The 25856-nt window shown below is 58.4% G+C and carries 18 protein-coding genes; 6 read left to right on the forward strand and 12 right to left on the reverse strand.

Annotation, left to right across the window (positions count from 1 at the left end):
- Positions 1-53: 53 nt before the first annotated feature.
- The 12 genes from ACI2KB_RS19930 to ACI2KB_RS19985 all read right to left on the reverse strand — a co-directional run bounded on the left by ACI2KB_RS19930 (position 54) and on the right by ACI2KB_RS19985 (position 18192).
- A complete protein-coding gene (locus ACI2KB_RS19930; RefSeq protein WP_404637122.1) occupies positions 54-1028 on the reverse strand; it encodes a peptide ABC transporter ATP-binding protein in 975 nt (324 codons plus the stop codon).
- A complete protein-coding gene (locus ACI2KB_RS19935) occupies positions 1028-1996 on the reverse strand; it encodes an ABC transporter ATP-binding protein (protein ID WP_404637124.1) in 969 nt (322 codons plus the stop codon). Before ACI2KB_RS19935 ends, ACI2KB_RS19930 begins: the two co-directional genes overlap by 1 nt.
- Before the next feature lie 10 nt (positions 1997-2006).
- Positions 2007-2918 carry an ABC transporter permease subunit gene (locus ACI2KB_RS19940; protein ID WP_404637126.1) on the reverse strand — a complete coding sequence of 304 codons (912 nt, stop codon included), beginning with the start codon at positions 2916-2918 and terminating at the stop codon, positions 2007-2009.
- A 10-nt stretch (positions 2919-2928) separates the two neighbouring features.
- Positions 2929-3939: an ABC transporter permease subunit gene (locus tag ACI2KB_RS19945; protein WP_404637128.1), complete on the reverse strand. Its 1011-nt coding sequence runs from the start codon at positions 3937-3939 to the stop codon at positions 2929-2931.
- Between the two features lie 77 nt (positions 3940-4016).
- Positions 4017-5579: an ABC transporter substrate-binding protein gene (locus ACI2KB_RS19950; RefSeq protein ID WP_404637540.1), complete on the reverse strand. Its 1563-nt coding sequence runs from the start codon at positions 5577-5579 to the stop codon at positions 4017-4019.
- A 157-nt stretch (positions 5580-5736) separates the two neighbouring features.
- Positions 5737-7119 carry an OprD family porin gene (locus ACI2KB_RS19955; protein WP_404637130.1) on the reverse strand — a complete coding sequence of 461 codons (1383 nt, stop codon included), beginning with the start codon at positions 7117-7119 and terminating at the stop codon, positions 5737-5739.
- Between the two features lie 156 nt (positions 7120-7275).
- Positions 7276-8877: an ABC transporter substrate-binding protein gene (locus tag ACI2KB_RS19960; protein WP_404637132.1), complete on the reverse strand. Its 1602-nt coding sequence runs from the start codon at positions 8875-8877 to the stop codon at positions 7276-7278.
- Between the two features lie 334 nt (positions 8878-9211).
- Positions 9212-10840, reverse strand: a complete 1629-nt coding sequence (locus ACI2KB_RS19965; protein WP_404637134.1) for an ABC transporter substrate-binding protein — start codon at positions 10838-10840, stop codon at positions 9212-9214.
- Positions 10841-11124: 284 nt separating this feature from the next.
- On the reverse strand, positions 11125-12723 hold the full coding sequence (locus ACI2KB_RS19970) for an ABC transporter substrate-binding protein (RefSeq protein ID WP_404637136.1): 1599 nt from the start codon (positions 12721-12723) through the stop codon (positions 11125-11127).
- 105 nt (positions 12724-12828) lie between these two features.
- Positions 12829-14994, reverse strand: a complete 2166-nt coding sequence (locus tag ACI2KB_RS19975) for an HET-C-related protein (protein ID WP_404637138.1) — start codon at positions 14992-14994, stop codon at positions 12829-12831.
- A gap of 29 nt (positions 14995-15023) precedes the next feature.
- On the reverse strand, positions 15024-17222 hold the full coding sequence (locus ACI2KB_RS19980) for an HET-C-related protein (RefSeq protein WP_404637140.1): 2199 nt from the start codon (positions 17220-17222) through the stop codon (positions 15024-15026).
- A 253-nt stretch (positions 17223-17475) separates the two neighbouring features.
- The gene (locus tag ACI2KB_RS19985) at positions 17476-18192 is read right to left on the reverse strand and encodes an SIMPL domain-containing protein (RefSeq protein ID WP_404637142.1); all 717 of its coding nucleotides are present in this window, start codon (positions 18190-18192) and stop codon (positions 17476-17478) included.
- Between the two features lie 233 nt (positions 18193-18425).
- Here ACI2KB_RS19985 and ACI2KB_RS19990 point away from each other — a divergent pair, with 233 nt between their 5' ends.
- The 6 genes from ACI2KB_RS19990 to ACI2KB_RS20015 all read left to right on the forward strand — a co-directional run bounded on the left by ACI2KB_RS19990 (position 18426) and on the right by ACI2KB_RS20015 (position 25852).
- Positions 18426-19685 (forward strand): ATP-binding protein, encoded by a 1260-nt coding sequence (locus ACI2KB_RS19990; protein ID WP_404637144.1) that lies wholly within the window; start codon positions 18426-18428, stop codon positions 19683-19685.
- Complete coding sequence (locus tag ACI2KB_RS19995) at positions 19682-20242, forward strand: response regulator transcription factor (protein ID WP_404637146.1); 561 nt, start codon at positions 19682-19684, stop codon at positions 20240-20242. Before ACI2KB_RS19990 ends, ACI2KB_RS19995 begins: the two co-directional genes overlap by 4 nt.
- 99 nt (positions 20243-20341) lie before the next feature.
- Positions 20342-22078 (forward strand): ABC transporter ATP-binding protein/permease, encoded by a 1737-nt coding sequence (locus tag ACI2KB_RS20000; RefSeq protein WP_404637148.1) that lies wholly within the window; start codon positions 20342-20344, stop codon positions 22076-22078.
- 117 nt (positions 22079-22195) lie between these two features.
- On the forward strand, positions 22196-22945 hold the full coding sequence (locus tag ACI2KB_RS20005; RefSeq protein ID WP_404637542.1) for a FadR/GntR family transcriptional regulator: 750 nt from the start codon (positions 22196-22198) through the stop codon (positions 22943-22945).
- A 367-nt stretch (positions 22946-23312) separates the two neighbouring features.
- Positions 23313-24224 carry a 5-dehydro-4-deoxyglucarate dehydratase gene (kdgD, locus tag ACI2KB_RS20010; RefSeq protein ID WP_404637150.1) on the forward strand — a complete coding sequence of 304 codons (912 nt, stop codon included), beginning with the start codon at positions 23313-23315 and terminating at the stop codon, positions 24222-24224.
- 251 nt (positions 24225-24475) lie between these two features.
- Positions 24476-25852 carry an MFS transporter gene (locus tag ACI2KB_RS20015; RefSeq protein ID WP_404637152.1) on the forward strand — a complete coding sequence of 459 codons (1377 nt, stop codon included), beginning with the start codon at positions 24476-24478 and terminating at the stop codon, positions 25850-25852.
- Positions 25853-25856 lie beyond the last annotated feature (4 nt).

Below are 25856 nucleotides of genomic sequence, written 5' to 3' on the forward strand. Positions count from 1 at the left end.
GGAGCGTCACGGGAGGCATGCCCACGCAGAGCGTGGGCACGATCATTACCCTCTTAAGCCACAAACTGCTCCGCGTAGTGGCAAGCCACCTGGCGGTTATCCACAGCCCTCAGCTCCGGCACTTCACTGCTGCAACGCTCGGTCGCGTAGGGGCAGCGCTTATGGAAGGCGCAGCCGCTCGGCGGGTTGAGCGGGTTGGGCAGTTCGCCGACGATCTTGATCTTCGGCTTCAGTGGGTCCGGGTGAATCGCCGGGGTCGCCGACAGCAGCGCCTGGGTGTAAGGATGCAGCGGACGACTGTAGATTTCTTCCTTCGGCCCCATTTCCGCCGGGCGACCGAGGTACATCACCAACACGCTGTCGGCGACGTGACGCACCACCGCCAGGTTGTGGGAGATGAACACGTAACCGGTATTGAACTCCTGCTGCATGTCCATGAACAGGTTCAGCACCTGTGCCTGAATCGACACGTCCAGCGCCGAGGTCGGTTCGTCCGCCACCAGCACTTTCGGCTGCAGCATCATGGCGCGGGCCAGCGCGATACGCTGGCGCTGACCACCGGAGAACATGTGCGGATAGCGCTGATAGTGCTCAGGGCGCAGCCCCACCTGCTTGATCATCGCTTGTACTTTCTCACGACGTTCAGCCGCCGACAGGCTGGTGTTGATCAGCAACGGTTCGGCCAGTTGGTCACCGATTTTCTGCCGCGGGTTGAGCGACGCATACGGGCTCTGGAACACCATCTGCACGTCTTTGCGCAGTTGCTTGCGTTGCGCCTTGGTGGCCCCCGCCACTTCCTGACCGGCGATTTTCAGCGAGCCAGAAGACGGCTCTTCAATCAGCGTCAGGGCGCGGGCGAGGGTGGATTTGCCGCAGCCGGATTCACCGACCACAGCCAGCGTCTTGCCCGCTTCCAGTTCGAACGACACGCCATTGAGGGCGCGCACGGTCGCGTGGGGTTTGAACAAGCCTTGGGATACATCGTAGTGACGGGTGAGGTCACGGGCGGTCAGTACGATCTCGCTCATCACGCCACCTCCTGATTCAGCGGGTAGAAGCAACGCACCAGACCGTGGACCTGTGGGTCCAGCGTCGGGCGCTGTTGACGGCATTTGTCCTGGACGTAAGGGCAGCGCGGCGACAGCAGGCAGCCGCTTGGACGGTCATAGCGACCGGGCACGATGCCCGGCAAGGTCGCCAGACGCTCGGCGCCCATGCTGTGCTCGGGAATCGCCGCCAGCAGCGCTTCGCTGTACGGGTGCGCAGGCACGTCGAACAGGCCAGGCACCTGACCCACTTCCACCGCTTGCCCGGCGTACATCACGCACACGCGCTGCGCGGTTTCGGCGACCACGGCCAGGTCGTGAGTGATCAGCACCAGCGCCATGTCCTGTTCTTTTTGCAGGGCCAGCAGCAGGTCCATGATCTGCGCCTGAATGGTCACGTCGAGAGCGGTGGTCGGTTCGTCGGCGATCAGCAGTTTCGGCTCACCGGCGATGGCCATGGCGATTGCAACCCGCTGGCTCATGCCGCCAGACAGCTGGTGCGGGTAGGCTTCCAGACGCTGAGCTGCGCCCGGGATTTCCACTTTTTGCAGCAGTTCCAATGCGCGCTGGTGAGCGGCTTTACCTTTCAGACCCAGGTGCTGACGCAGGACTTCCTTGATCTGGAAACCCACGGTGTAGCTTGGGTTCAGCGCGGTCATCGGGTCCTGGAAGACCATCGACAGGTCCTTGCCAACGATTTGGCGACGCTGGCGCGGGGACAGTTTGAGCATGTCCTTGCCGTCGAAGCTCAGCGAGTCGGCGGTGACGATGCCGGGGTGATCAATCAGGCCCATCAGCGCCATCATCGTCACGGATTTACCCGAGCCCGATTCGCCCACGATGGCCAGCACTTCGCCCTTGTCCACGCTCAGGCTCAGGCCGTCGACGACCGGAGTGGCGGTGGCGTCGCCGAAGCGGACGTTCAGATTGTTGATTTCTAGCAATGGCATTCTGGCGTCCTCAGGCGGCGTTTTTGAGTTTCGGGTCCAGCGCATCGCGCAGGCCGTCGCCCATCAGGTTGATTGCCAGCACGCTGAGCAAAATGGTCAGACCCGGCAGGCTCACCACCCACCAGGCGCGTTCGATGTAATCGCGAGCCGAAGCGAGCATGGTGCCCCACTCAGGGGTTGGTGGTTGTACGCCCAGACCCAGGAAACCCAATGCTGCGGCATCGAGGATGGCCGAGGAGAAACTCAGGGTCGCCTGAACGATCAGCGGCGCCATGCAGTTTGGCAGCACGGTGATGAACATCAGGCGCGGCAGGGTGGCACCGGCCAGCCGGGCTGCGGTCACGTAGTCGCGGTTCAGCTCGCCCATGACCGCTGCGCGGGTCAGGCGCACGTAGGAGGGCAGCGAGACGATGGCGATGGCGATCACGGTGTTGATCAGGCCTGGGCCGAGGATGGCGACGATGGCCACGGCCAGGAGCAGCGACGGCAGGGCCAGCATGATGTCCATCAAGCGCATGATGGTCGGGCCGAGGATTTTCGGGAAGAAACCGGCCAGCAGGCCCATCAGAATCCCCGGAATCAGCGACATCACCACCGACGACAGACCGATCAGCAGCGACAGACGCGAGCCTTGAATCAGGCGCGACAGCAGGTCACGGCCCAGTTCGTCGGTGCCCAACACGAATTGCCATTGGCCGCCTTCCAGCCAGACCGGTGGGGTCAGCAGGAAGTCACGGTATTGTTCGCTCGGGTCATGGGGGGCGACCCATGGGGCGAAGATGGCGCAAAACACGATCAAGGCCATAAAAGCCAGACCGGCGACGGCACCTTTGTTTTTGGCGAAATGCTGCCAGAACTCTTTGTAGACGGAGGGGTACAGCAGGCTTTGATCGACCGCTGTGACAGGAGCAGGTGTATTCATGGTCGTGATCTCAGCGCTGGTGACGAATGCGTGGGTTGGCGAAGCCGTAGAGGATGTCCACCACGAAGTTCACCAGAATCACCAGGCAGGCGATTAACAGGATGCCGTTTTGCACGACGGGATAGTCACGGGCGCCGATGGCCTCGATCAGCCACTTGCCGATGCCCGGCCAGGAGAAGATCGTTTCGGTCAGCACGGCACCGGCGAGCAGGGTGCCCACTTGCAGGCCGAACACGGTCAGCACTGGAATCAGCGCGTTGCGCAGGCCGTGGACGAACACCACGCGGGCAGGCGACAGGCCCTTGGCGCGGGCGGTGCGCACGTAGTCTTCGCGCAGCACTTCGAGCATCGAGGAACGGGTCATCCGGGCGATCACTGCCAGCGGAATGGTGCCCAGCACGATGGCCGGAAGAATCAGGTGACGCAGGGCGTCCATGAACGAACCTTCTTCATCGCTGAGCAGGGTGTCGATCAGCATGAAGCCGGTTTTCGGTGGAATGTCGTACAGCAGGTCGATACGACCCGATACCGGGGTCCAGCCCAGCGATACCGAGAAGAACATGATCAGGATCAGGCCCCACCAGAAGATCGGCATCGAATAGCCTGCAAGAGAGATCCCCATGACCCCATGGTCGAACAGGGACCCTCGCCGCAAGGCTGCAATGACACCGGCCAGAAGCCCGATGATGCCAGCGAATATCAGCGCCGCAATCGACAGTTCCAGGGTCGCCGGGAACAGCGAAGTGAATTCGGTCCACACGCTCGTGCGTGTGCGCAGCGATTCGCCGAGGTCGCCATGAGCGAGCTTGCCGACGTAGTCAATGTACTGCGCATACAGGGGTTTGTTCAGGCCAAGGCGTTCCATGGCTTGGGCGTGCATTTCCGGATCGACCCGGCGTTCACCCATCATGACTTCGACCGGGTCGCCCGGGATCAGGCGAATCAGTGCGAAGGTCAGCAAGGTGATGCCGAAGAAGGTGGGTATCAGTAACCCCACTCGGCGAGCGATAAAACTAAACATCTTCTTGTGTACCTCATCAGCCGGTTAGGCGTATGCCGATTGGGTTCATCGGATGATGAACCCACCGGATTCTTCTTCTACTTCACCTGGGTAGTGGCGAAGTTATTAGTGGTCAGAGGGCTAATGTGATAGCCCTCTACGTTCTTGCGCATTGCAGTGAACATTTTGGTGTGCGCCATGCTGATCCATGGCTGATCCTGGTTGAAGATCGCCTGGGCCTGCTCATAAAGCGCGGCACGCTCGGCCGGGTCGGTTTTTTCCCGTGCCTGATCGATCAACGTCTGGAACTTCTCATTGCACCAGCGTGCGTAGTTTTCGCCGTTCTTGGCGGCTTCGCAGCTGAGGTTCGGCGTCAGGAAGTTATCCGGGTCGCCATTGTCGCCTGCCCAGCCTGCCGACACCATGTCGTGTTCGCCGTTTTTCGCCCGTTTGAGCATTTCGCCCCATTCCATGACGCGTATATCTAACTTAATGCCGACTTTTGCCAAGTCAGCCTGCATCATTTGCGCGCCCAGCATGGGGTTCGGGTTGGTCGGGCCGCCGCCGTTGCGGGTGAACAGAGTGAAGGTGGTGCCTTCCGGAACGCCCGCTTCTTTAAGCAAGGCACGTGCCTTGTCCAGATCGTGGGCCGGGTTTTTCAGCTGTTTGTTGTAGCCCAGCAGGGTGTCCGGGTACGGGTTGACGCCAACGGTGGCGTTGCCTTTGCCGAACAGGGCGTTGACGTAGGCTTCTTTGTCGAAAGCGATGTCGATGGCCTTACGCACCCGCACGTCGCTCATGTACTTCTTGGTGGTGTTCATCGCGATGTAAGCGGTGGTCATCGCGTTCAGTTCGTCGACCTTCAGGTTGGGGTCGTTCTTGATGCTAGGAATGTCGTCAGGCTTGGGATACAGCGCGATCTGGCATTCGTTGGCCTTGAGCTTTTGCAGGCGCACGTTGTTGTCGGTGGCGATAGCCAGCACCAGCGTGTCGGCCGGTGGCTTGCCGCGGAAGTAATCCGGGTTGGCCTTGAAGCGCACCTGGGCGTCTTTCGCGTAGCGCTGGAAGATGAATGGGCCAGTGCCGATCGGCTGGCTGTTCAGGCCGTCGAGCTTGTTGGTCTTGAGCAATTGGTCGGCGTATTCCGCCGAATAGATTGAAGCGAAGGCCATGGCCACGTCGGCCAGGAAGGGTGCTTCGCGGCGGGTCAGGGTGAATTTGACGGTACTGTCGTCCACCTTTTCCACGCTTTTGAGCAGTTCTTTGAAACCCATGCTCTCGAAATAAGGGAAACCGACGGTGGATTGCTTGTGCCACGGATGGTTCGGGTCCAGTTGACGCTGGAAGCTCCAGACCACGTCGTCGGCGTTCATGTCGCGGGTCGGTTTGAAGTAGTCGGTGCTGTGGAACTTGACGCCTTTACGCAGGTGAAACGTGTAATGAAGGCCGTCTTCACTGATGTCCCAGGACTCGGCCAGCGCGGGCTCGATCTCGGTGGTGCCCGGCTTGAAGTCCACCAGACGGTTGTAAATGGTTTCCGCTGCGGCGTCGGCGGTCACTGCTGTGGTGTACAGCGCTGTGTCGAACCCTTCCGGGCTGGCTTCGGTGCAAACCACCAGAGGCTTGGCCGAAACGCCGACCGCGGTGCTGAGCAAAGTCATTCCCAGTGCCAGCGCGACTGCGTTGCGCAATGTTGCGAGTTTGAATGTCGATTTCAAGGAAACGCCCTCCGCAAGTGATGAAGCCGATAATGAGTGGGTGTTTCGGGCCATTAGGTTCTGTGTGAACAATGGCCCGAAACAACCCACGGGTCAGTGATTACAGGATGTTGAACGGAATCGTGGTCACCAGACGGAACTCGTTGATGTTGCCGTCAGCCTGGTTGGCGCTCGCACGGTGAGTGGTGTACGTGCCACGCATGGTCGAGGCCTTCAGCGGGCCGGACTGCATGGTGTACGAGGCACCGATGCCGTATTCGTAGTGGGTTTCGCCGTCCATACCGCGCACGTCATAGGCGGTGCCTTTGTAGTGGGTACCGTCGATGTCGAAACCGCGAGCCTGGTAAATGTTGAACTTCAGGCCTGGCACGCCGTAGTCAGCCATGTTCAGCAGGTAGCTCAACTGCACGGATTTCTCGTTCGGGCCGTTGAAGTCCGAGAGCAGGGAGTTGGCCAGGAAGATGGCGTTGCTGTCGTGGATGTAGTCGAAGTAGGTGTCGCCTTCCACTTCCTGATACGAAATGCTGAAGCTGTGCGCCTTGTGGGTAGCGGTCAACGACAGGGAGTAGGTGTCGTTGTCGATCGGGCCCATCTTCTTGGCGCCCGAGTCTTTGGTCTTGTAGTAGTTCAGGTTGGTGGAGAGGCCCAGTACGTCGGTGTCGCCCATCTCGTGCAGGAACGAGAAGTAGTACTGGTGCCAGAAGTCTTCAACGTTTGAAGCGTAGAAGCTGGTGGTCAGGCTCTTGAACGGTTTGTAGTCGACACCTGCGATGTCCACGCGATCCGCCTCGATGTTGGCGTTGGCGGTGTACTCGGAGCGGAACTTGGTCAGGCTTTGCTCGGAGCGCGGCGAGACGCGGTCGAAGCTGCCCGCAGTGAACGACAGGTTGTTGAATTCTTCGCTGAGGATGCTCACACCCTCGAAGCTCGACGGCAGCGCACGGTTGCCGATGTACGCCAGAACCGGCGTATTGAGCGACTGGCGGCCTGCGGTCAGCGTGGTGTTGGAGATGCGTGCCTTGACGTTGGCCAGGCCCAGTTTGCTCCACTGGCCAACCGGGTCGCCGTTGTTTTCGGTCAGGGTGCGGTTGCCGCCGCCCATCACGTCGCCCTTGTCACGGTCCAGCGCGACGGCGTTGTAGACCGCTACCTCGGAAGAGAACCCGACGGTGCCCTGAGTGAAGCCCGAGCTGAAGTCGACGATGGTGCCCTGAACCCAGTTGATGCGGCGTGGATCGCGGTCAACGACAACGCCGTTTTCGCTGCGCGACCAGGTGGCGCCGCGGCGCAGCAGTTCGTTGGAGTACCAGTTCTTGGTCGAACCGGTGATTTTCGAGTCTTCCAGGAAGCCTTTGGCTTCGCTCTGGGCATTGGTGGTGGCCAGTGTGGTCGGAACGAATTCCTGACTGGTCGGCTCTGCCTGTGCTGCTACGCTGGCGGCGAGCAAGGACAAGGCGAATACAGCGGTGCTGGCATTTCTCACGTTTTAAAGCTCCCGATGACATCTTTATAAAGGCCGGCTTTTTTGGGGTGGCCGGCTTGGGTGTTGCGGCCTTGTGGGCCTTTTTTTGCTCGTTCCGCGGATTGCGGATAAAGCCGTGCCAAAGATGAGGGTTCACCTGAGGCACGTGTTCTGGGGTTAATCGACGATGCTGACGCCGGAGAAGTTGTTGCGGCCGAATGGACTGACCTCAAAGCCCTCGACGCTGGCCCGCAATGGCTGGCTGACCGTCGAGTGCGCGATTGGGGTGATCGGCACTTGCTGTTTCAGGTAGTGTTGGGCCTGTTTGTACAGGTCGATACGTTGATCTTTGTCTGCCGTCGCGATGGCCGCCTTGACCAGTGCGTCGTATTTTTCGTCGCACCACATCGAGTAGTTGTTGCCGCCGATGGAGGCGCAGCTATACAACGTGCCCAGCCAGTTGTCCGGATCTCCGTTGTCGCCGGTCCAGCCGATGAGCGAGATGTCGTGTTCGCCGTTCTTGCTGCGCTTGAGGTACTCGCCCCATTCGTAACTGACGATGGTCGCCTTGATACCGACCTTGGCCCAGTCGGCTTGAAGCATTTGCGCCATCAGCTTGGCATTGGGGTTGTAAGGGCGCTGAACCGGCATGGCCCAGAGCGTCAGCTCGGTGCCCTCCTTGACGCCCGCCGCGCGCAGCAATTCACGGGCTTTTTCGGGGTTGTACGGCGCATCTTTGACGGTCTCGTCGTAGGACCATTGCGTCGGCGGCATGGCGTTTTGCGCCAGTTGGCCGGCGCCCTGATACACCGCGTCGATGATGGCTTTCTTGTCGACGGCCATGTCGAGCGCCTGGCGAACCTGCAAATTATCCAGTGGCGCGTGACGCACGTTGTAGGAAATGTAGCCGAGATTGAACCCCGGCTTCTCTACGACCTTGAGCTGCTTGTCCGCCTTCAACGCCTCGACGTCAGCGGGACGAGGGTTGTAGGTGATCTGGCATTCGTTTTTCTTGAGTTTTTGTACGCGCACTGACGCATCGGTGTTGATCGCAAAGATCAACTGATCGATTTTGACCCGCTTCGGGTCCCAGAACTGTTTATTGGCGACGTAGCGGATTTGCGAATCTTTTTGATACCGCTGAAATGCGAAAGGGCCGGTGCCGATCGGTGCCTGATTGATTGCACGAACTTCGCCGGATGCCATCAGTTTGTCAGCATATTCCGCCGAAAGAATCGACGCGAAGTTCATCGCAATATTTTGAATGAATGCGGCATCGACCTGATTGAGGGTAAACACCACCGTCATTGAGTCGGTTTTTTCAACCGATTTTATATTCTTGTCCAGTCCCATGCTGGTGAAGTAGGGGAATTCTGTCGGATAAGCGACACGAAACGGGTGCTCTTTATTCAACATTCGATTGAAAGTAAAGAGCACGTCGTCGGCATTTAAATCACGAGTGGGTTGGAAGGCCTTGTTGCTATGGAACTTCACACCCTCGCGCAGGTGAAACGTGTAGCTCAGGCCGTCAGGTGAGACATCCCAACGGGTCGCCAGTGCAGGCACGACGCTGGTCTGGCCTCGCTCGAACTCGACGAGCCGGTTGTAGATAGGCTCGGCAGCATCGTTGTCAGTACCCGACGTGAATTGGCCAATATCGAAACCCGCAGGGCTGCCTTCGGAGCAGAACACCAGGCTTTTGGTGGCCGCATGGACAGCGGGAGTAGTGGCTAATAGCCCAACAGCGAACAGCGATGAAATAGCACGATGTTTAAGCATGACAATCCTTATCGTCTGGAACTCGAATGGCCTGAATGATTCGGAAAACTCGCGGCAATCGTTTGCGCAAACGAAGTTTCCCGGACAGGAAAACCCGACCGACAGATAAATGGCAAATCTCAGGGCGGGGCCTGAAACGGTATGTCCGCCAAGCCCGACAGTAAAGACTTCTGATTACTTCAAAGTTTGTAGGAAAAGTGCATATCGTTAGTAGGCAAATTCTTAGTGTCGCGGATTACTCATCTAACGATAGTCATTTTCATGTATCTATCACGCACAGAACGACACGGCCGCGATATCAGAAATATCGCGACCGTGAAGTCATGGGGAGGTATTACTTGCCGCTAACGCTCACGCCGTAGAACGAGTTCAGACCGAATGGGCTGATCTTGAAGTCCTGCACCTCTTTACGCATTGGCTGGTAAACGGTCGAGTGCGCAATGGGGGTCATCGGAACCGCGTCCTTGAGCAAGTGCTGAGCCTGTTTGTACAGCTCGGTGCGCTTGGCCTGGTCGGTGGTTTCCTTGGCCTGGTGAATCAGGGTGTCGAACGGCTTGTCACACCATTTGGCAAAGTTGTTGCCATTGATGGCGTCGCAGCCGAACAGGGTGCCGAGCCAGTTGTCCGGGTCACCGTTGTCACCACTCCAGCCAATCAGCATCGCGCCGTTTTCACCATTCTTCGCACGCTTGATGTATTCGCCCCATTCGTAGGAAACGATCTTGGCGTTGATGCCGATTTTCTTCCAGTCGTTCTGGAGCATTTCAGCCATCAGTTTGGCGTTCGGGTTGTATGGACGCTGAACCGGCATCGCCCACAGGGTGATCTCGGTGCCTTCGGCCACGCCCGCCTTTTTCAGCAATTCTTTGGCTTTGGCGACGTCGTACGGGGCGTCCTTGATGGTGGTGTCGTAAGACCACTGGGTCGGCGGCATGGCGTTGACGGCCAGTTGGCCTGCGCCCTGATAAACCGCGTCGATGATGGCTTTCTTGTCGACAGCCATGTCCAGCGCCTGACGCACTTCCAGCTTGGCCAGCGGGTTAGGCTTGGTCTCGCCCTTGATTTGCGGCATCACGTTGTAGGCGATGTAACCCAGGTTGAAGCCCGCCTGATCAGGCATCTTCAGCGCAGGGTCAGCTTTCAGCGGCGCCAGGTCGGCTGGGCGCGGGTAAGCGGTGATCTGGCATTCGCCTTTTTTCAGCTTCTGGGCACGCACCGAAGCGTCGGTGGTGATGGCGAAAATCAGGTTGTCGACTTTGACGTCGTCAGGCTTCCAGTAATCCTTGTTGCCGGTGAAGCGGATGTTGGAGTCTTTCTGGTAGCTCTTGAAGACGAACGGGCCAGTGCCGATCGGCTTCTGGTTGATGTCTTCCGGCTTGCCTTCCTTGAGCAGTTGGGCGGCGTATTCAGCGGACTGAATCGATGCGAAGCTCATGGCCAGGTTCTGGATGAAGGCGGCGTCGACGGTGCCCAGCGTCATCTTGACGGTGTGATCGTCGACCTTCTCGATCTTGGTGATGTTGGTGTCCATCGCCATGTCGGTGAAGTACGGGAATTCGGTCGGATACGCCTTACGGAAAGGGTCGTCCTTGTTGATCATGCGGTTGAACGTGAACAGCACGTCATCGGCATTGAATTCGCGCGTCGGCTTGAAGTAAGGCGTGGTGTGGAACTTGACACCTTCGCGCAGGTGGAAGGTGTAGGTCAGGCCGTCCGGGGTCACGTCCCAGCTGGTGGCCAAACCTGGAATAACGGCGGTACCGCCACGTTCGAACTGGCTCAGACGGTTGAAAACGGTCTCGGCCGAAGCGTCGAAGTCGGTGCCGGTAGTGTACTGACCTGGGTCGAAACCAGCGGGGCTGCCTTCGGAGCAGAACACCAGATTCGATGCTGCATGAGCGAAGGGAGCGCTGGCGATCAAACCTGCGCCGAGAAGAAACGGAATGACCGCTTTTTTGAGCATGGTGGCCTCAGTTGTTGTCATTTTTTAATTGAGGGTACGACCTTTTGAGTCGATCCCGCGGATACTTATGCAGGCGCCATACCCAAAGCAAGATGCTGGCGCCAAACAAGTGTCAAAGAGTGGCACGAACGTACACGAATGTCGCAAAACTATAATTCCTGACGTGGTTAAACGTTTGCGTGTCGCATATCGGCATGTTTAGTGAGCATTTTTGGTGCATTCGCCAGTTGCGAATGCACCCGTTTGTATCTGCAGTGTTACTTCGCTGCTGATTTTTTGTGGTGCTATTTCGCCAGACTCACCCCATAGAAGGGCGTCAGGCCGAACGGGCTGAGTTTGAAGTCCTGCACCTCCTTGCGCATGGGCTGGAACACTTTGGAGTTGGCGATCGGGGTGATCGGCACGTCGTTTTTCAGGATGTTCTGTGCTTGCTGATACAGCTTGATGCGCTCGTCACGCTGGCTGGTCAGCTTGGCCTGGGTCACCAGCTTGTCGTAACCGGGGTTGCACCATTTTGCGTAGTTGCTGCCCTTGACCGCCGCGCAGCTGTAGAGCACGCCGAGCCAGTTGTCCGGATCGCCGTTGTCGCCTGTCCAACCATAGATCATCACGTCGTGTTCGCCAGCCTTGGCGCGCTTGATGTATTCACCCCATTCGTAACTGACGATGTTGGCCTTGATGCCGATCTTCGCCCAGTCGGACTGAATCATCTGCGCTGACATTCGTGCATTCGGGTTCGAGGCGCGTTGCACGGTCATGGCCCACAGATTGATTTGCGTCCCTGGTGCAACGCCTGCCTCCTTGAGCAGTTGCTTCGCTTTTTCGGGATCGTAGGGCGCGTCTTTGATATTCGGGTCATAGCCCCATTGAGCGGGCGGCAAGGCGTTCTGCGCCAGTTGGCCTGCGCCCTGATACACCGCCTTGATGATTGCGGGCTTGTCGATGGCCATGTCCAGCGCCTGTCGCACCTTGAGCTGGTCCAGCGGTGGATGAGTCACGTTGTAGGCCAGAAAGCCGAGGTTGAAACCCGGCTGGCTCAGCACTTTCAGATTCGGGTCTTTCTGCGCTTCTTCGATGTCCTGCGGGCGAGGGTAGCCGCTGATCTGGCATTCACCGGTCTTGAGCTTCTGCAGGCGGGTGGCGGCGTCGGTGTTGATCGAGAAGATCAGGTTGTCGAGCTTCACGTCGTCGGGCTTCCAGTAATCCTTGTTGCCGGCGTAGCGAATTTGCGCATCCTTTTGGTAGCGCTTGAAGACGAAGGGGCCTGTGCCGATCGGCTTCTGGTTGATCTCGGCGGCTTTGCCCTCCTTGAGCAGTTGCGCTGCGTATTCAGCGGACTGAATGGACGCAAAGCTCATCGCCAGGTTCTGGATGAACGCGGCATCGATGTTGTTCAGGTGAAAGCGGACGGTGTACTCGTCGACTTTTTCCACCTGTTTGATGGTGGTGTTCATGTCCATGTCGGTGAAGTACGGCGACTCGGACGGATAGGCCTTGCGGAAAGGGTCATCGGCGTTGAGCAGACGATTGAACGTGAACAGCACGTCGTCAGCGTTGAATTCGCGGCTGGGCTTGAAGTAATCGGTGGTGTGGAATTTCACTCCCTGGCGAAGATGGAACGTGTACGTGAGGCCATCCTCGGACACGTCCCATTTCGTGGCCAGTCCCGGTTCGACTTCAGTGCCGCCTCGTTTGAACTGAGTCAGGCGATTGAAGACCGTTTCGGCCGAAGCGTCGAACTCGGTGCCGCTGGTGTATTGGCTCGGGTCGAAGCCCGCCGGGCTGGCTTCCGAGCAGTACACCAGGGTGCTGGCAGCGTGAACAGCAGGGGCGCACAACGTGATCGCAGTCGCCAGAAGTAGCGGCTTAAAGGTGTTCTCCATGTGAACCTCATGCAAGTGCGGCAGTCGTGCCTGAACATCATTGACGGATGATAGAGCGTCGAGAATGCCGCACTGCCGAGTTTTACTACAAGCAGTCCCGTAGGGTCACTTGATGACTTCGAGCTTGATCAGAAGCGCGCGTGTCACCAGACCGATGAGCGTAAATCTCAGTACCACCCAGAGGGGCGAGTCTTTGTCGAGAAACTCTCCGCGCATGAAATTCAGGTACGCAAGACCATCTTTCTCCATTTGTTCAACGACTCTATACCCGGTTTCGGCGGCGTGGCGACGAATGTCCAGAAGTTCGGTTTTCGAGGCACTGCGACGAATGCCTTCCGGATTGCGCTCTGCCCATTCCTTGACCGGAGCGTCTTGCCATTCGCTGTCAGCCGGGTGTTTGAAAAAGGAGCGGGCGACAGCAACAGGATCAGCGTGCGGGTCGCCATACCAGCGATCAACCATCGCCTTGGCGACATTGCCCACTGCATGCGCCGCAAGAGAACCGGCCAGTGTATGCAGTGGGTGTTCCGCATGATCTTTTGCCAGTTGTGAATGGGTCGGATTGGTTGAGCCGTTTTCATGTGGGTCCTGACCGTAGCGCGTCTGCCAGTCATCCACGTTGTGGCTGAGTCGGTTGAGCACTTCTTTCATGGCAATGGCCACCGCGTTGCCCGTCACCCCCGAGGCGCCTTGCAGATAGGCGGCGCAGCGCTGGAGAAAGTCAGCGAACGGCAAGCCGACCCAGGCGTCCCTGGTAGACAGGTATGCCTCGAAGATTTCCAGATACCGTGGATTGTGGTGTTCAGCCAGCAGAATCGACAGGATCTGCTCGCGTGTACTGCGATCTCCCGGTTTTTGAGGTTGGTAGGTCACATCCTCGATCGAAAACAGAATATCTCCCAACGTACCGCCAATGCTTGCCAGCGCGTCGCTGGGACCGAACATTCCGGTCACTAGTGGCAAACCGGCCGCGCAATCGGCTGGCGACGTCCAAGGCAAGACCTCGGCGTGTCCATTCTTGATCAAAGCGAGTTCGACGAAGTTCGAGTGCGCAAAAAAGTCTTCCAGCACATGCAACGCCGATCCGAACGCACGATAACCTTCAGGCCTGAGACCGTGCTTTATTGCAACCCTCAGTTCACTTTCCATGAACGCAATGGAACGCTCGATGTAGCGTTTCATGGACGTGTCGTAATCGACGTCCAAAAGTGGGTCACCATCCTGAACGACGGGTTCAAAATCGGGGTCGCGCGTGATGGGGTCGACGGCATTCGCGTTGGTTGTCCTGGGGTTGTCGATATGCTCGCTGGGCCGGTAGACGCCAAGTTTGTCGGGTGTGACGGTGTAGTCCTGTGCAGAGGCCTTGCGCAGATCGGCGAAGTGCTTGATGGACAGCACATCGACGATTTTCGTCAGCGCCTCACGTGACAGCACGTCTGGGAAATCTTTTGGCATGTCGACGGATCGAACGATTTTGGGATCGAGCAGCTGCGAGTAGTCACGCAGCCAGTTACCGAAGTAGATCGACTGACGCGCCTCTTCATCGAAACCATGCTTGTTCAGTACCTTTTCGATTTCCCTGTGGGTCATTTTCTGCTCATGCCCATCCCCCGCTTCGAAGGCTTCACGATTCGGGTTTTCATGACGATGATCATGGTCGGCAGTATTGGCGTCGTGGCGTCGGACGATGCTTTGGCGCGCCGCTTCCCAGCCTACGGAGATGTCGATGGTCTCAGCGTCCGGCGCGTACTGGCAGGTGGCAATCTTCAGGCGCGCACTGGTACTTGCGCCTAGGCAGGCCATCATCAGTGAAAACCGCGCGCCTTCTTCGCCCGACGCATCCTCAGCCAGAAGAGGGGAGGCGCCGTCGAGAAGGTCAGTGAAGTCATGGCGCAGGAGGTTATCGATGTGATGGCCGAATTCGTGCAGCAGGACGTCGAACAACACATCAGAACGAGCACCGCTAAGTGCATCGCGGACAAGCTCGGGGTGGATGCGGATGACGCGCTGGCGGTTGTCGTAATCGCCCAGATACTCATCTGCGTCGAGCAGAATTGCGGGATTCGGGATCTTGCCGGCGATCAGGTCACCCTGGAGCGCGGCATAGACACATTCAGGAATGTCCTGGCTATAAACGCGGGCCATGGCGTCGGTGAAGGCGGACAGGGGCAGGTTCGCAGCAATGCCGGTCAAAATGTCCAGCGCGACCGTGCTCTGGATCCGGACGGTGGTTGAGGCGATAGAGGTTATGGCTTGAGGTTGAACAGTCATGGTCGGATTCGTCCTTGAATCGGAATGGGTCAAGTTTTAGGGGTCGATGGGGTGATCAGTTCCAGCAGTGCCTTGCCCCACGGGGTTGCGGAGAAGGCGTTCAGAAATGCCTGTTCAACGAGCGATAAATGTTCGTTGGCCTCACCATGTTGGCGGTCGAACATTTGTTCGAGGAATCGCTGGCTGTCCGCCTCCAATTGGGTGTGGAGCCTGCGCAGCTCTTCAACCGCCTTTTGGTGCACACGGTCGAGTTCTGTCCGGGACTGTGCCCGCTCCAGTTGATCAGGATTAGCGTCAACCCAGGTGCGTACGATCTCATGGTGCCAATCGGTGTCGGCGGGATGACAGAAAAACGCCGTCGCGACGGCAATGGGGTCGGCAGTCGGGTGGTCGTTCCAGTGGTCAACCATGGCCAGGGTCGTACGGCGTACTGCTTCACGTGCCAGTTGTGCTGTCAGATCGTGCAGCGGGTGTTCTGCGTGATCCTTGGACAACTGCGAGTGGGAAGGCTCGACCGATGGATCGGTATTCGGGTCTCTGCCCAACACTGTCTGAGCGTCGTCGATGCTGTCTCCTAGCCAACTGAAAACGCCCCGCATCGCGCCGTTGTAGGCGTTCAATACAATCCCAGCCGGTGTGGAGATCAGCCAGCGATAGAATTTCAACGTGTCCAGCCCCCATCCGTTGGCGAGTTTGATGAGTTCGTCGCGCACGGTCAGAAGGGCATTGAAGACAGACAGATACTGCGGATTGGAATGCTCGCTCAGAAGGATCGCCATCAACTTGTCTCGATCAGAGCGGTAGCCAGGCTGGGTCAGTTCAAATTCCAGATCGGTGGTGGAGAACAGCATCTTCCCTAGAGGTGCCGCCAGACTCGCAATGACATCGCTGCCGCCAAACGTGCCGGTGACCAGTGCCAGATCGTGTCGACTCGCCGCTGCTGCGGTCCAGGGAATCACGTTCTCGTGGCCGCGTTGAATCAGGCTCAGTTCGGCGAAGTTCGAATGAGCGAACAGGTCTTCCAGTACATGCAATGCTGCGCCGTAGTGACGTAAACCTTCCAGCGAGCGGCCATGCTTCATTGCCTGTTGCATCTGTTGCTGCAGGTAGGTCACTGACCGCGATACATAGCGCTTCATCGAGGTCTCGGGATCAATCTCTGTCAGCGGGTTTCCAGGCAAAACCCACGGTTCGAAATCCGGGTCTCGCTCTTTTGGGTCCGGGAAGGCGGGGGAGACGGTTAACGGATTGTCGAGGTGTTCGTGCGGCAGGTAGACACCGAGGCGTTCGGTGGTCACTTTCATCTCGGCAGGGGATTCCATGCGCAGGTCGATAAATTTTTTCGCCGCCAGAACATCCACAATATCTGTCCAGGCCTGGCGCGAAACGATGGCCGGGAAGTCTTTGGTCATATCGACGCCTCGGGTGATCTTGGGGTCGACCACCTGTGAATAATCGCGTAGCCAATTGCCGAAGTAGACCGCGTCCACTTCCTTGCGACTGAAGCCGTGATCGCTCAGGACCCACTCGATGTTTTGATGCGTATGCCCTTGCGAATCGTCGCTGCCTGCTTCGAAGCCCTCCCGGTCGGGGAGCAGGTGCTGACTGTCGATACGGTCGTCAATGCCGTCCAGCATCTCCTCGATGGCCTGCCGTGCCTGTTGCCAGGAGACGGCGTACTCGCGCGCAGGATGTGCCTCCTCGTGCAGTGTCGCAATCGTGACCTGATCCTGAGCCGGGGCGCACGTCGACATCAGCCAGGCGGAAAAGCGATGCCCCTCTTCGCCTTTGGCATCTTGAGACAACGTTTCTAGTCCGACAAAGGGACGGCTGAAGTCCTGGCGCAAGAGATTGTCCAGATGATGACCGAATTCGTGTATCAGGACCGATAGCAGCTCCCAGTGATGGTCGGGGTGTTCGGTTGCCTTGGAAAAGAATGTCCGGTCGATACGGATAATGCGGTCCCGGTTGTCGTAGTCGGCGCGAAAGCCCGGAACGTCGGTCAGGAAGAGTGCAGGGGATTGCAGGGTGCCTTGCCGCAGACGACGCCACAGATCCTGGCAGGCTAGCGGCGAAATGTCGTAGCCAAAAATGTGTTGCAGGGCGTTGATACCGTCGATTTCATCGAGGCGTTCTGTGGTCCGGGCCAACTGATTGAGGATCAGCGTACTGTGCAGGTACTGGCGAGAGCGGCCAGCGCTCGGGTGAGCGGGGACATTGGATGTCATGGTGAATTCTTCCTTGAATGATGTAAGTCAGTCTGTCCATGTGTGGTGTGTCCGGAGCAGGCCTGCCTTCTGTGCATGCCACTGGGGCTTCAAGGTCGAATTTTAGGCGTTTGCGAACGCGAGAAAATCAGCCGGTTCGGCATGGCAGGTAGGACTAGACGGCAGGACCGGCAAGGTTTTTATCGAGGGCGGGCGTAGTACAAGTAGGCAAGTGCCGCAAGCGGCGTCAGCTTTTGGCTGACGCCGCATTGAATCAAGGTATTGCGATTTCGATCACGCCGTCCGCCGTGACGCTGACCTGGCTGGTCCCTGCTTCGACGTCCGGGGTCGGTGCTGCATCGGCGCGTGCCGCTTTCATCATCATGACTGGCGCGCGCATATAAGGCTGAGGGTAGCCGGATGTATTCAGGTTAAGGTTCACCAGTTTGTAGCCGCTGCCGCCCAGTGCGTCGGTGACCAATTGGGCGCGAGCCTTGAAGGCCGTGACGGCGTCTTTGAGCAGGGTGTCTTCGCTGGCTTTGCGCGCCGGGTCGGAAATGGAGAAATCCATGCCGCCCATTTTCATGTCGCCGCCCAGCAGTTCGCCGGTCAGCTTGGACAAAGCCGCGAAGTCGGGGCTTTCCAGACGAAGCTCGGCGCGCTCACGCCAGCCGGTGATCTTCTGGCCTTTGTCGTCGTAGATCGGGTAGCTGTTACGACTGCCCTGGCGGATGGTCACGTCCTTGACCTGCCGGGCTTCGCCCAGTGCTTTGTTAAGGGATTCGGTGATTTCAGCGGCCAGCTTGGCCGGATCGGTGTTCTGCGATTCGGTGTACACGGTGACGGTCATCAGATCGCGCTGGACTTCCTGATTGACCTCGGCGCGGACGGACACCTGGTTGTAATGAACGTCGTTGGCCAGAGCCGAAACGCTGGCGAGAGCCGTTGTGCTCAAGGCGAGCAGGGTGGCAATGGGGCGAAGACTGAGCATGGAAAACTCCTTGTTTGGCAAACCGTCCGCTGCGCACGAGAAGTGTCAGGGCAAACGGATGCCCATGAGACTGTCATCCCGGGATCTTGTTCCGGTGGCGTCTGAGCTATCGCGTACGAAGAGCAAGAGCAACGGCCCGCATTGCTGTGGCGCTTTGACGCACTTTAGGGGCAAGCCGCGCCGCTTTGGTTATACTCGCCCGGATCCGCCTGGAGCGCTCATCAGGAGAGCTCATGCTCGCCCCCGTACAATTGACCTCTGCTACCCGCCAGAACCTCTGGCGTCTGACGTTCGTCCGTATTCTCGTCTTGGGTGCCCAAGCCGGTTCGGTGGGCTTTGCGTACTTGTTCAATCTGCTGTCCCTGCCATGGCTGCAACTGGACATCACCCTCGGTTTCTCGGCCATTGTCTGCCTGTTGACGGCAATCCGGTTGCGCACTTCATGGCCGGTGACCGAGCTGGAATACGCCGTGCAATTGGCGTTCGACCTGTTTATCCACAGTGCGCTGCTGTATTTCTCCGGCGGCTCGACCAATCCGTTCGTGTCCTATTACCTGGTGCCGCTGACCATCGCAGCGGTCACGTTGCCATGGCGCTACTCGCTGATCCTGTCCGGCATCGCACTGGCGCTGTATACCCTGATGCTCGCCAATTTCTACCCGGTAGCGGCCTTCGCCATCGCTCGCGAGAAAATGCAGATTTATGGCATGTGGCTGAGTTTCGCGCTGGCCGCCGGTGTGATCACCTTTTTTGCCGCACGGATGGCCGAAGAGCTGCGTCGTCAGGAACAAATGCGCGCGCTGCGCCGCGAAGAAGGCGCGCGTGATCAGCAATTGCTGGCCGTGGCCACCGAAGCGGCCGGGGCGGCTCATGAACTGGGCACGCCGCTGGCGACCATGAGCGTGCTGCTCAAAGAGATGCAGCAGGACAACAAGGATCCGGCGCTGAGGGAGGACCTGTCGGTGCTGCAGGATCAGGTCAAGCTGTGCAAGGAAACCTTGCAACAACTGGTGCGCGCCGCCGAGGCCAATCGCCGGATGGCCGTGCAGGAGCAGACCGTCAGCCACTGGCTGGATCAAGCCCTGAATCGCTGGCACCTGATGCGCCCCGAATCCACGTACCGTTTTCAGCGTCTGGGGCAGGGCGACGTACCGATGGTCGCGCCGCCGCCCGATCTGACCCAGGCCCTGCTGAACTTGCTGAACAACGCGGCCGATGCCTGCGCGGAAGGGCTGGAGGTGACACTGGACTGGGACGTCACGGAAATCAGCATCACCATTCGCGATCATGGTGCAGGCGTGCCGCTGGCCATCGCTGAACAGATCGGCAAACCCTTTTTCACCACCAAGGGCAAAGGCTTCGGTCTGGGCCTGTTTTTGAGCAAGGCCAGCGTGACCCGCGCAGGCGGCTCGGTAAAACTCTATCCTCACGAGGAAGGCGGCACGCTCACCGAGCTGCGCCTGCCCCGGAACGCAACAGGAGATGAAGCATGACTGACGAAACCCAGGTCGACGGCGAAGAGTTGCCGCACCTGTTGCTGGTGGACGACGACGCCACCTTCACCCGCGTAATGGCTCGCGCAATGGCGCGTCGCGGCTTCCGTGTCAGCACGGCCAGTTCTGCCGAAGAGGGCCTGACCCTTGCACAGCAGGATATTCCCGATTACGCGACCGTCGATCTGAAGATGGAGGGCGATTCCGGTCTGGTGCTGCTGCCCAAGCTGCTGGAACTGGACCCGGAAATGCGTGTCCTGATACTGACCGGTTATTCGAGCATCGCCACGGCGGTCGAAGCCATCAAGCGCGGCGCTTGCAACTATTTGTGCAAACCCGCCGATGCTGATGATGTGCTGGCCGCGCTGCTGTCCGAGCACGCTGATCTGGACACCCTGGTGCCAGAAAACCCGATGTCTGTGGACCGTTTGCAGTGGGAGCACATTCAGCGGGTGTTGACCGAGCACGAGGGCAATATCTCGGCCACGGCACGGGCGCTCGGGATGCATCGTCGAACGCTTCAACGCAAGTTGCAGAAGCGCCCGGTTCGCCGCTGAGCAGAGGAACGCCAGTTAAAGATTTCTTCATGGAAGATCGCGTGTGGCGTCTGGCACATTGGTGCCAACGCCACTAAATGCCTGCCACCGAGTGATCACATGAATCAAAACGCTGAGTATTCTGCGGCCAACGACACGTCCCGTGGCCAGTTTTTCAATAAGGTCTGGCACCTGATCACGCCGTACTGGCGCAGTGAAGAAAAGCGTATCGCCTGGGTGTTGCTGATCGTTGTGATCGCCCTTGTGCTGTTCGATGTGGCGGTCTCGGTGTGGATCAACAGTTGGTACAAGGATTTCTATAACGCCTTGCAACAGAAGGACCTGGCGGCCTTCACTCACTTGATGCTGTATTTCTGCGGCATTGCTGCCGTTGCCATTCTGGCTGCGGTCTATCGGTTGTACCTGACGCAGATGCTCACCATTCGTTGGCGGACCTGGCTGACCGAAAAGCACTTCGCTCGCTGGCTCGACCACAAGAATTACTACCGGCTGGAGCAGGGTGGATATACCGACAACCCCGACCAGCGTTTGAGTGAAGACCTCAACAGTTTCACGTCCTCGACATTGTCGCTGGTACTGGGGTTGATCAGCACGGTGGTCAGTCTGGTGTCCTTTTCGATCATTTTGTGGGGCGTGTCCGGCAGCATCGAAGTGTTCGGCATCGAGATTCCGGGCTACATGTTCTGGTGTGCGTTGCTGTACGCGGGCGTCGGCAGTTGGCTGGCCCATCTCATCGGGCGGCGGTTGATCGGGCTGAGCAACAAGCAGCAACGTTATGAAGCGGACCTGCGTTTTGCCATGGTCCGTATTCGTGAAAACGCTGAAAGCATCGCCCTGTATGACGGCGAGGCCAATGAGAACCGCAGGCTGACATCCCGTTTCGCGTTGGTCTGGGGCAATTTCTGGCAAATCATGGGCGTGCAGAAGCGTCTTAAATTCTTCACGACCGGTTATGGCCAGATCGCGATCATTTTCCCGTTCGTGGTTGCGGCTCCCCGTTATTTCTCCGGCAAGATCGAATTGGGCGAGCTGATGCAGATCAACTCGGCATTCGGCAATGTTCAAGAGAGCTTCAGTTGGTTCATCGATGCCTATGTGACGCTGGCGGGGTGGCGAGCGACGTCTGATCGTCTGCTGGCATTCCGTGATGCCATGGCCGAGAACGAAGAGCGGGTATCGACGATCCAGCTCAATCATGCAGGCAACACGCTGAAGCTTGAGCGCCTGACGCTGGATCTGGCGGGTGACCGACAATTGCTGGATCAGGCCAGCATCAACATCTCCGCAGGTGAGCACGTGATGCTGAGTGGCCGTTCCGGCAGTGGTAAAAGTACCTTGCTACGGGCCATGGGCGGGTTGTGGAGTGACGGCGCGGGCGAGGTGAAATTGCCTGAAGGGCGCTATCTATTCCTGCCACAAAAGCCCTATTTGCCGATTGGCACCTTGCGTGAAACATTGAGTTATCCCCTGACGCCGGACGTTTATCCCGCCGAGCGCTTTGCTCAGGTGTTGGACACCTGCCGCCTGAGCCATCTGGTGCCGCGTCTGGACGAAAGCAATCACTGGCAGCGCGTGCTTTCCCCAGGCGAGCAGCAACGTGTGGCGTTCGCCCGCGCACTCTTGTTTGCGCCCGATTGGCTGTACCTCGACGAGGCCACGTCTGCCATGGACGAAGAGGACGAAGCCGCGCTGTATCAGGCGCTGATCGACGAGTTGCCTGGCGTGACGCTGCTCAGCATCGGCCATCGCAGCAGCCTGAAGCGTTTCCATCGTCGCCACGTGCGCATCGAGGGCGGTCATTTGCAGGAGCAGCCCCGTCCTGAAGCGGTCATCTGAGGTCCGATTGAGCCAAAGTGCCGCAAAAACCTACGAAGTCGCCGGGTTTGTTATGTGATCGTACAACCCGGTGAGCTATGATGAGCCTTTCACCGTATTTAGAGATGCCTGTTGGATATGGAAAATCAGAGTGCTCCGCCTCGCGCACGTAGAAAGCACCGCAGCCTCGCGCAGGAGTTGGTGACCGAACTCTCCGAGCGCATTCGCAACGGCGAACTCAAGCGTGGCGACAAATTGCCCACCGAGTCCGCGATCATGGAAGAGCAGGGTGTCAGTCGCACTGTCGTCCGTGAAGCCATTTCACGCCTGCAGGCTTCCGGCCTGGTCGAAACCCGCCACGGGATCGGCACCTTCGTACTCGATGTACCCAGCACCAGCGGTTTCCGCATCGATCCGGCGACCATTGTCACCTTGCGTGATGTTCTGGCGATTCTTGAGTTGCGCATCAGCCTTGAAGTGGAGTCTGCCGGTCTTGCCGCCCAGCGTCGTTCCACTGAACAACTGGCCGACATGCGCGCTGCCCTTGATGCCTTGAATGAAAGCGCGGCCCATGCCACTGATGCCGTCGGTGCTGATTTCCAGTTCCACATGGCGATTGCGCTGTCCACGGGCAACCGGTATTTCACCGACATCATGAATCATCTGGGCACCAGCATCATTCCGCGCACGCGGCTGAACTCGGCGCGCCTGGCCCATGATGACCAGCAGCATTACATGACCCGTCTGAGCCGCGAGCACGAAGAAATCTACGACGCCATCGCGCGTCAGGATTCCGATGCCGCCCGTGCTGCCATGCGTCTGCACCTGACCAACAGCCGCGAGCGGTTGCGTCATGCGCATGAAGAAGCGGAGTCGCAGCGGGCTTGAGGTCGTATGACCTGATGTGAAGTCAGCAGGTCTGGTTCTGGCCGAAGGGCGTAGGCGTCCAGCTTGCTGACGATCCTCTGCGCAGCAGGAGCAAAACCTCACCACTCAGTACATCTGACACGCCGCGTGCGCAGCCTTGGCTGCCGCTTCGCGCCAGATCGCGGGCAAGCCACGTTCCTACGGCCTTTGGCCAGAATCAAGCGCTGTGGCGTCACTTTCTCAAGCCCATTCACCACTCGTCCCTTCCTTGGATAAATAATTCGCTTCCCCTATTGAGAGATGTCATTCCTAGTTGTACGATGACTTACGACATCAGCGCAGGTCTGGTGATCCATTCTTACAATTAGCTTCCCAGGGTGTTCGAATAATGAATCCACAAGAACTGAAGTCCATCCTCTCCCACGGTCTGCTGTCCTTCCCGGTTACCGATTTCAATGCCCAGGGCGATTTCCACCGCGCTGGCTACATCAAACGTCTGGAGTGGCTGGCCCCGTACGGCGCCTCTGCCCTGTTCGCCGCTGGCGGCACCGGTGAGTTCTTCTCCCTGTCGGGCAGCGAATACTCCGAGATCATCAAAACTGCCGTTGATACCTGCGAGAAGAGCGTGCCAATTCTGGCTGGCGTGGGTGGTCCGACCCGTCAAGCGATTCAACAGGCTCAAGAAGCCGAGCGTCTGGGTGCCAAAGGCCTGCTGCTGCTGCCTCACTACCTGACCGAAGCCAGCCAGGACGGCGTTGCCGCTCACGTTGAAGCGGTCTGCAAATCAGTCAAGATCGGCGTTGTTGTCTACAACCGTAACGTTTGCCGCCTGACCCCAGCGCTGCTGGAGCAACTGGCTGAGCGTTGCCCGAACCTGATCGGCTACAAAGACGGCCTGGGCGACATCGAACTGATGGTTTCGATCCGCCGTCGCATGGGTGACCGCTTCTCGTACCTGGGCGGTCTGCCGACCGCTGAAGTCTACGCCGCTGCTTACAAGGCGCTGGGCGTGCCGGTTTACTCGTCCGCCGTGTTCAACTTCGTACCGAAGCTGGCCATGGACTTCTACCACGCCATCGCCAAAGACGATCACGCCACCGTTGGCAAACTGATCGACGACTTCTTCCTGCCATACCTGGACATCCGTAACCGTAAAGCTGGTTACGCCGTCAGCATCGTCAAAGCAGGCGCGAAAATCGCTGGCTACGACGCAGGCCCAGTCCGCGCACCGCTGACCGACCTGACCGCAGAAGAGTTCGAAATGCTCGCTGCGCTGATGGACAAGCAAGGCCAGCAGTAATCGCCGACCTTTCGCAAAACCGCTGAGCGATCAGCGGTTTTTTGCCGTCGGGGGTTTGTTTTCGCAAGGTCCAGGCTTTCTCTTTTTGAGCAGCACTGCGCTGGCAAGGTCGCCCGTGCGTGAGTTCTACCCTAGGCACCACCGTGACAAATAGCTTCAATCGCGTCTGAATTTAGGGGCAGAGGCGAGCGGCACACACATAAAAAATCGTTTAACCCGCGTAAAAAAATAATGAGTGGGAGTTTTCGAACATGCAAAAAACCAAGCCGACGCACGTCCGCTATTTGATCTTGCTCATGCTGTTCTTGGTGACCACGATCAACTACGCCGACCGTGCCACCATCGCTATCGCCGGTTCCAGCCTGCAAAAAAGCCTCGGCATCGACGCAGTCACCCTCGGTTACATCTTCTCTGCTTTTGGCTGGGCTTACGTGGCTGGCCAGATCCCAGGCGGCTGGCTGCTCGACCGTTTCGGTTCGAAGAAAGTCTACGCACTGAGCATTTTCACCTGGTCGCTGTTTACCGTGCTGCAAGGCTATGTCGGTGAATTCGGCCTTTCCACCGCCATCGTTGCGCTGTTCATGCTGCGCTTTTTAGTGGGCCTGGCCGAAGCGCCATCGTTCCCCGGCAACGCGCGCATCGTTGCGGCCTGGTTCCCGACCTCCGAGCGCGGCACCGCCTCGGCGATCTTCAACTCGGCGCAATACTTCGCCACCGTGCTGTTCGCCCCGATCATGGGCTGGATCGTCTTCACCTTCGGCTGGCAGCACGTGTTCGTGGTGATGGGCGGCGTGGGTATCGTGTTCTCGCTGATCTGGCTGAAAATCATTCACAGCCCGCGCAACCACCCAATGATCAACAAGGCCGAACTCGACCACATCGCCAACAACGGCGGCATGGTCGACATGGACAACGATCAGGGCAAGGGCAAGAAATCCGGTGGTCCGAAATGGGACTACGTGAAGCAACTGCTGACCAATCGCATGATGCTGGGTATCTATCTGGCTCAGTACTGCATCAACGGCATCACCTACTTCTTCCTGACCTGGTTCCCGGTGTACCTGGTGCAAGAGCGCGGCATGACCATCCTCAAGGCCGGTTTCATCGCCTCGTTGCCTGCGATCTGCGGCTTCGTCGGTGGTGTGCTCGGTGGGGTCATCTCCGACTGGCTGCTGCGTCGCGGCAACTCGCTGACCTTCTCGCGCAAAGTGCCGATCATCGGTGGTCTGCTGCTGTCGACCTCCATCGTGACCTGCAACTACGTGGACATCGAATGGGTCGTGGTGGGCTTCATGGCATTGGCTTTCTTCGGCAAGGGCGTGGGCGCACTGGGCTGGGCGGTGATGTCTGACGCTTCGCCGAAACAAATCGCCGGTCTGAGCGGCGGTCTGTTCAACATGTTCGGTAATATCGCTTCGATCACCACCCCGATCGTCATCGGCTACATCATCAGTTCCACTGGCTCGTTCAAATGGGCACTGGTGTTCGTCGGCGCCAACGCGCTGGTAGCGGTGATCAGCTACGTGTTCATCGTGGGCGAGATCAAACGTGTGGAATTGAAAGACACCCCGGCGCAGGGTGATTCACTGGCCAGCGAAGCCAGTGAACTTTCTCAAGCAAAATCCTGAGGAA

This window comes from Pseudomonas sp. NPDC088444, from assembly GCF_044900175.1.
In the GTDB taxonomy this organism is placed as follows: domain Bacteria; phylum Pseudomonadota; class Gammaproteobacteria; order Pseudomonadales; family Pseudomonadaceae; genus Aquipseudomonas.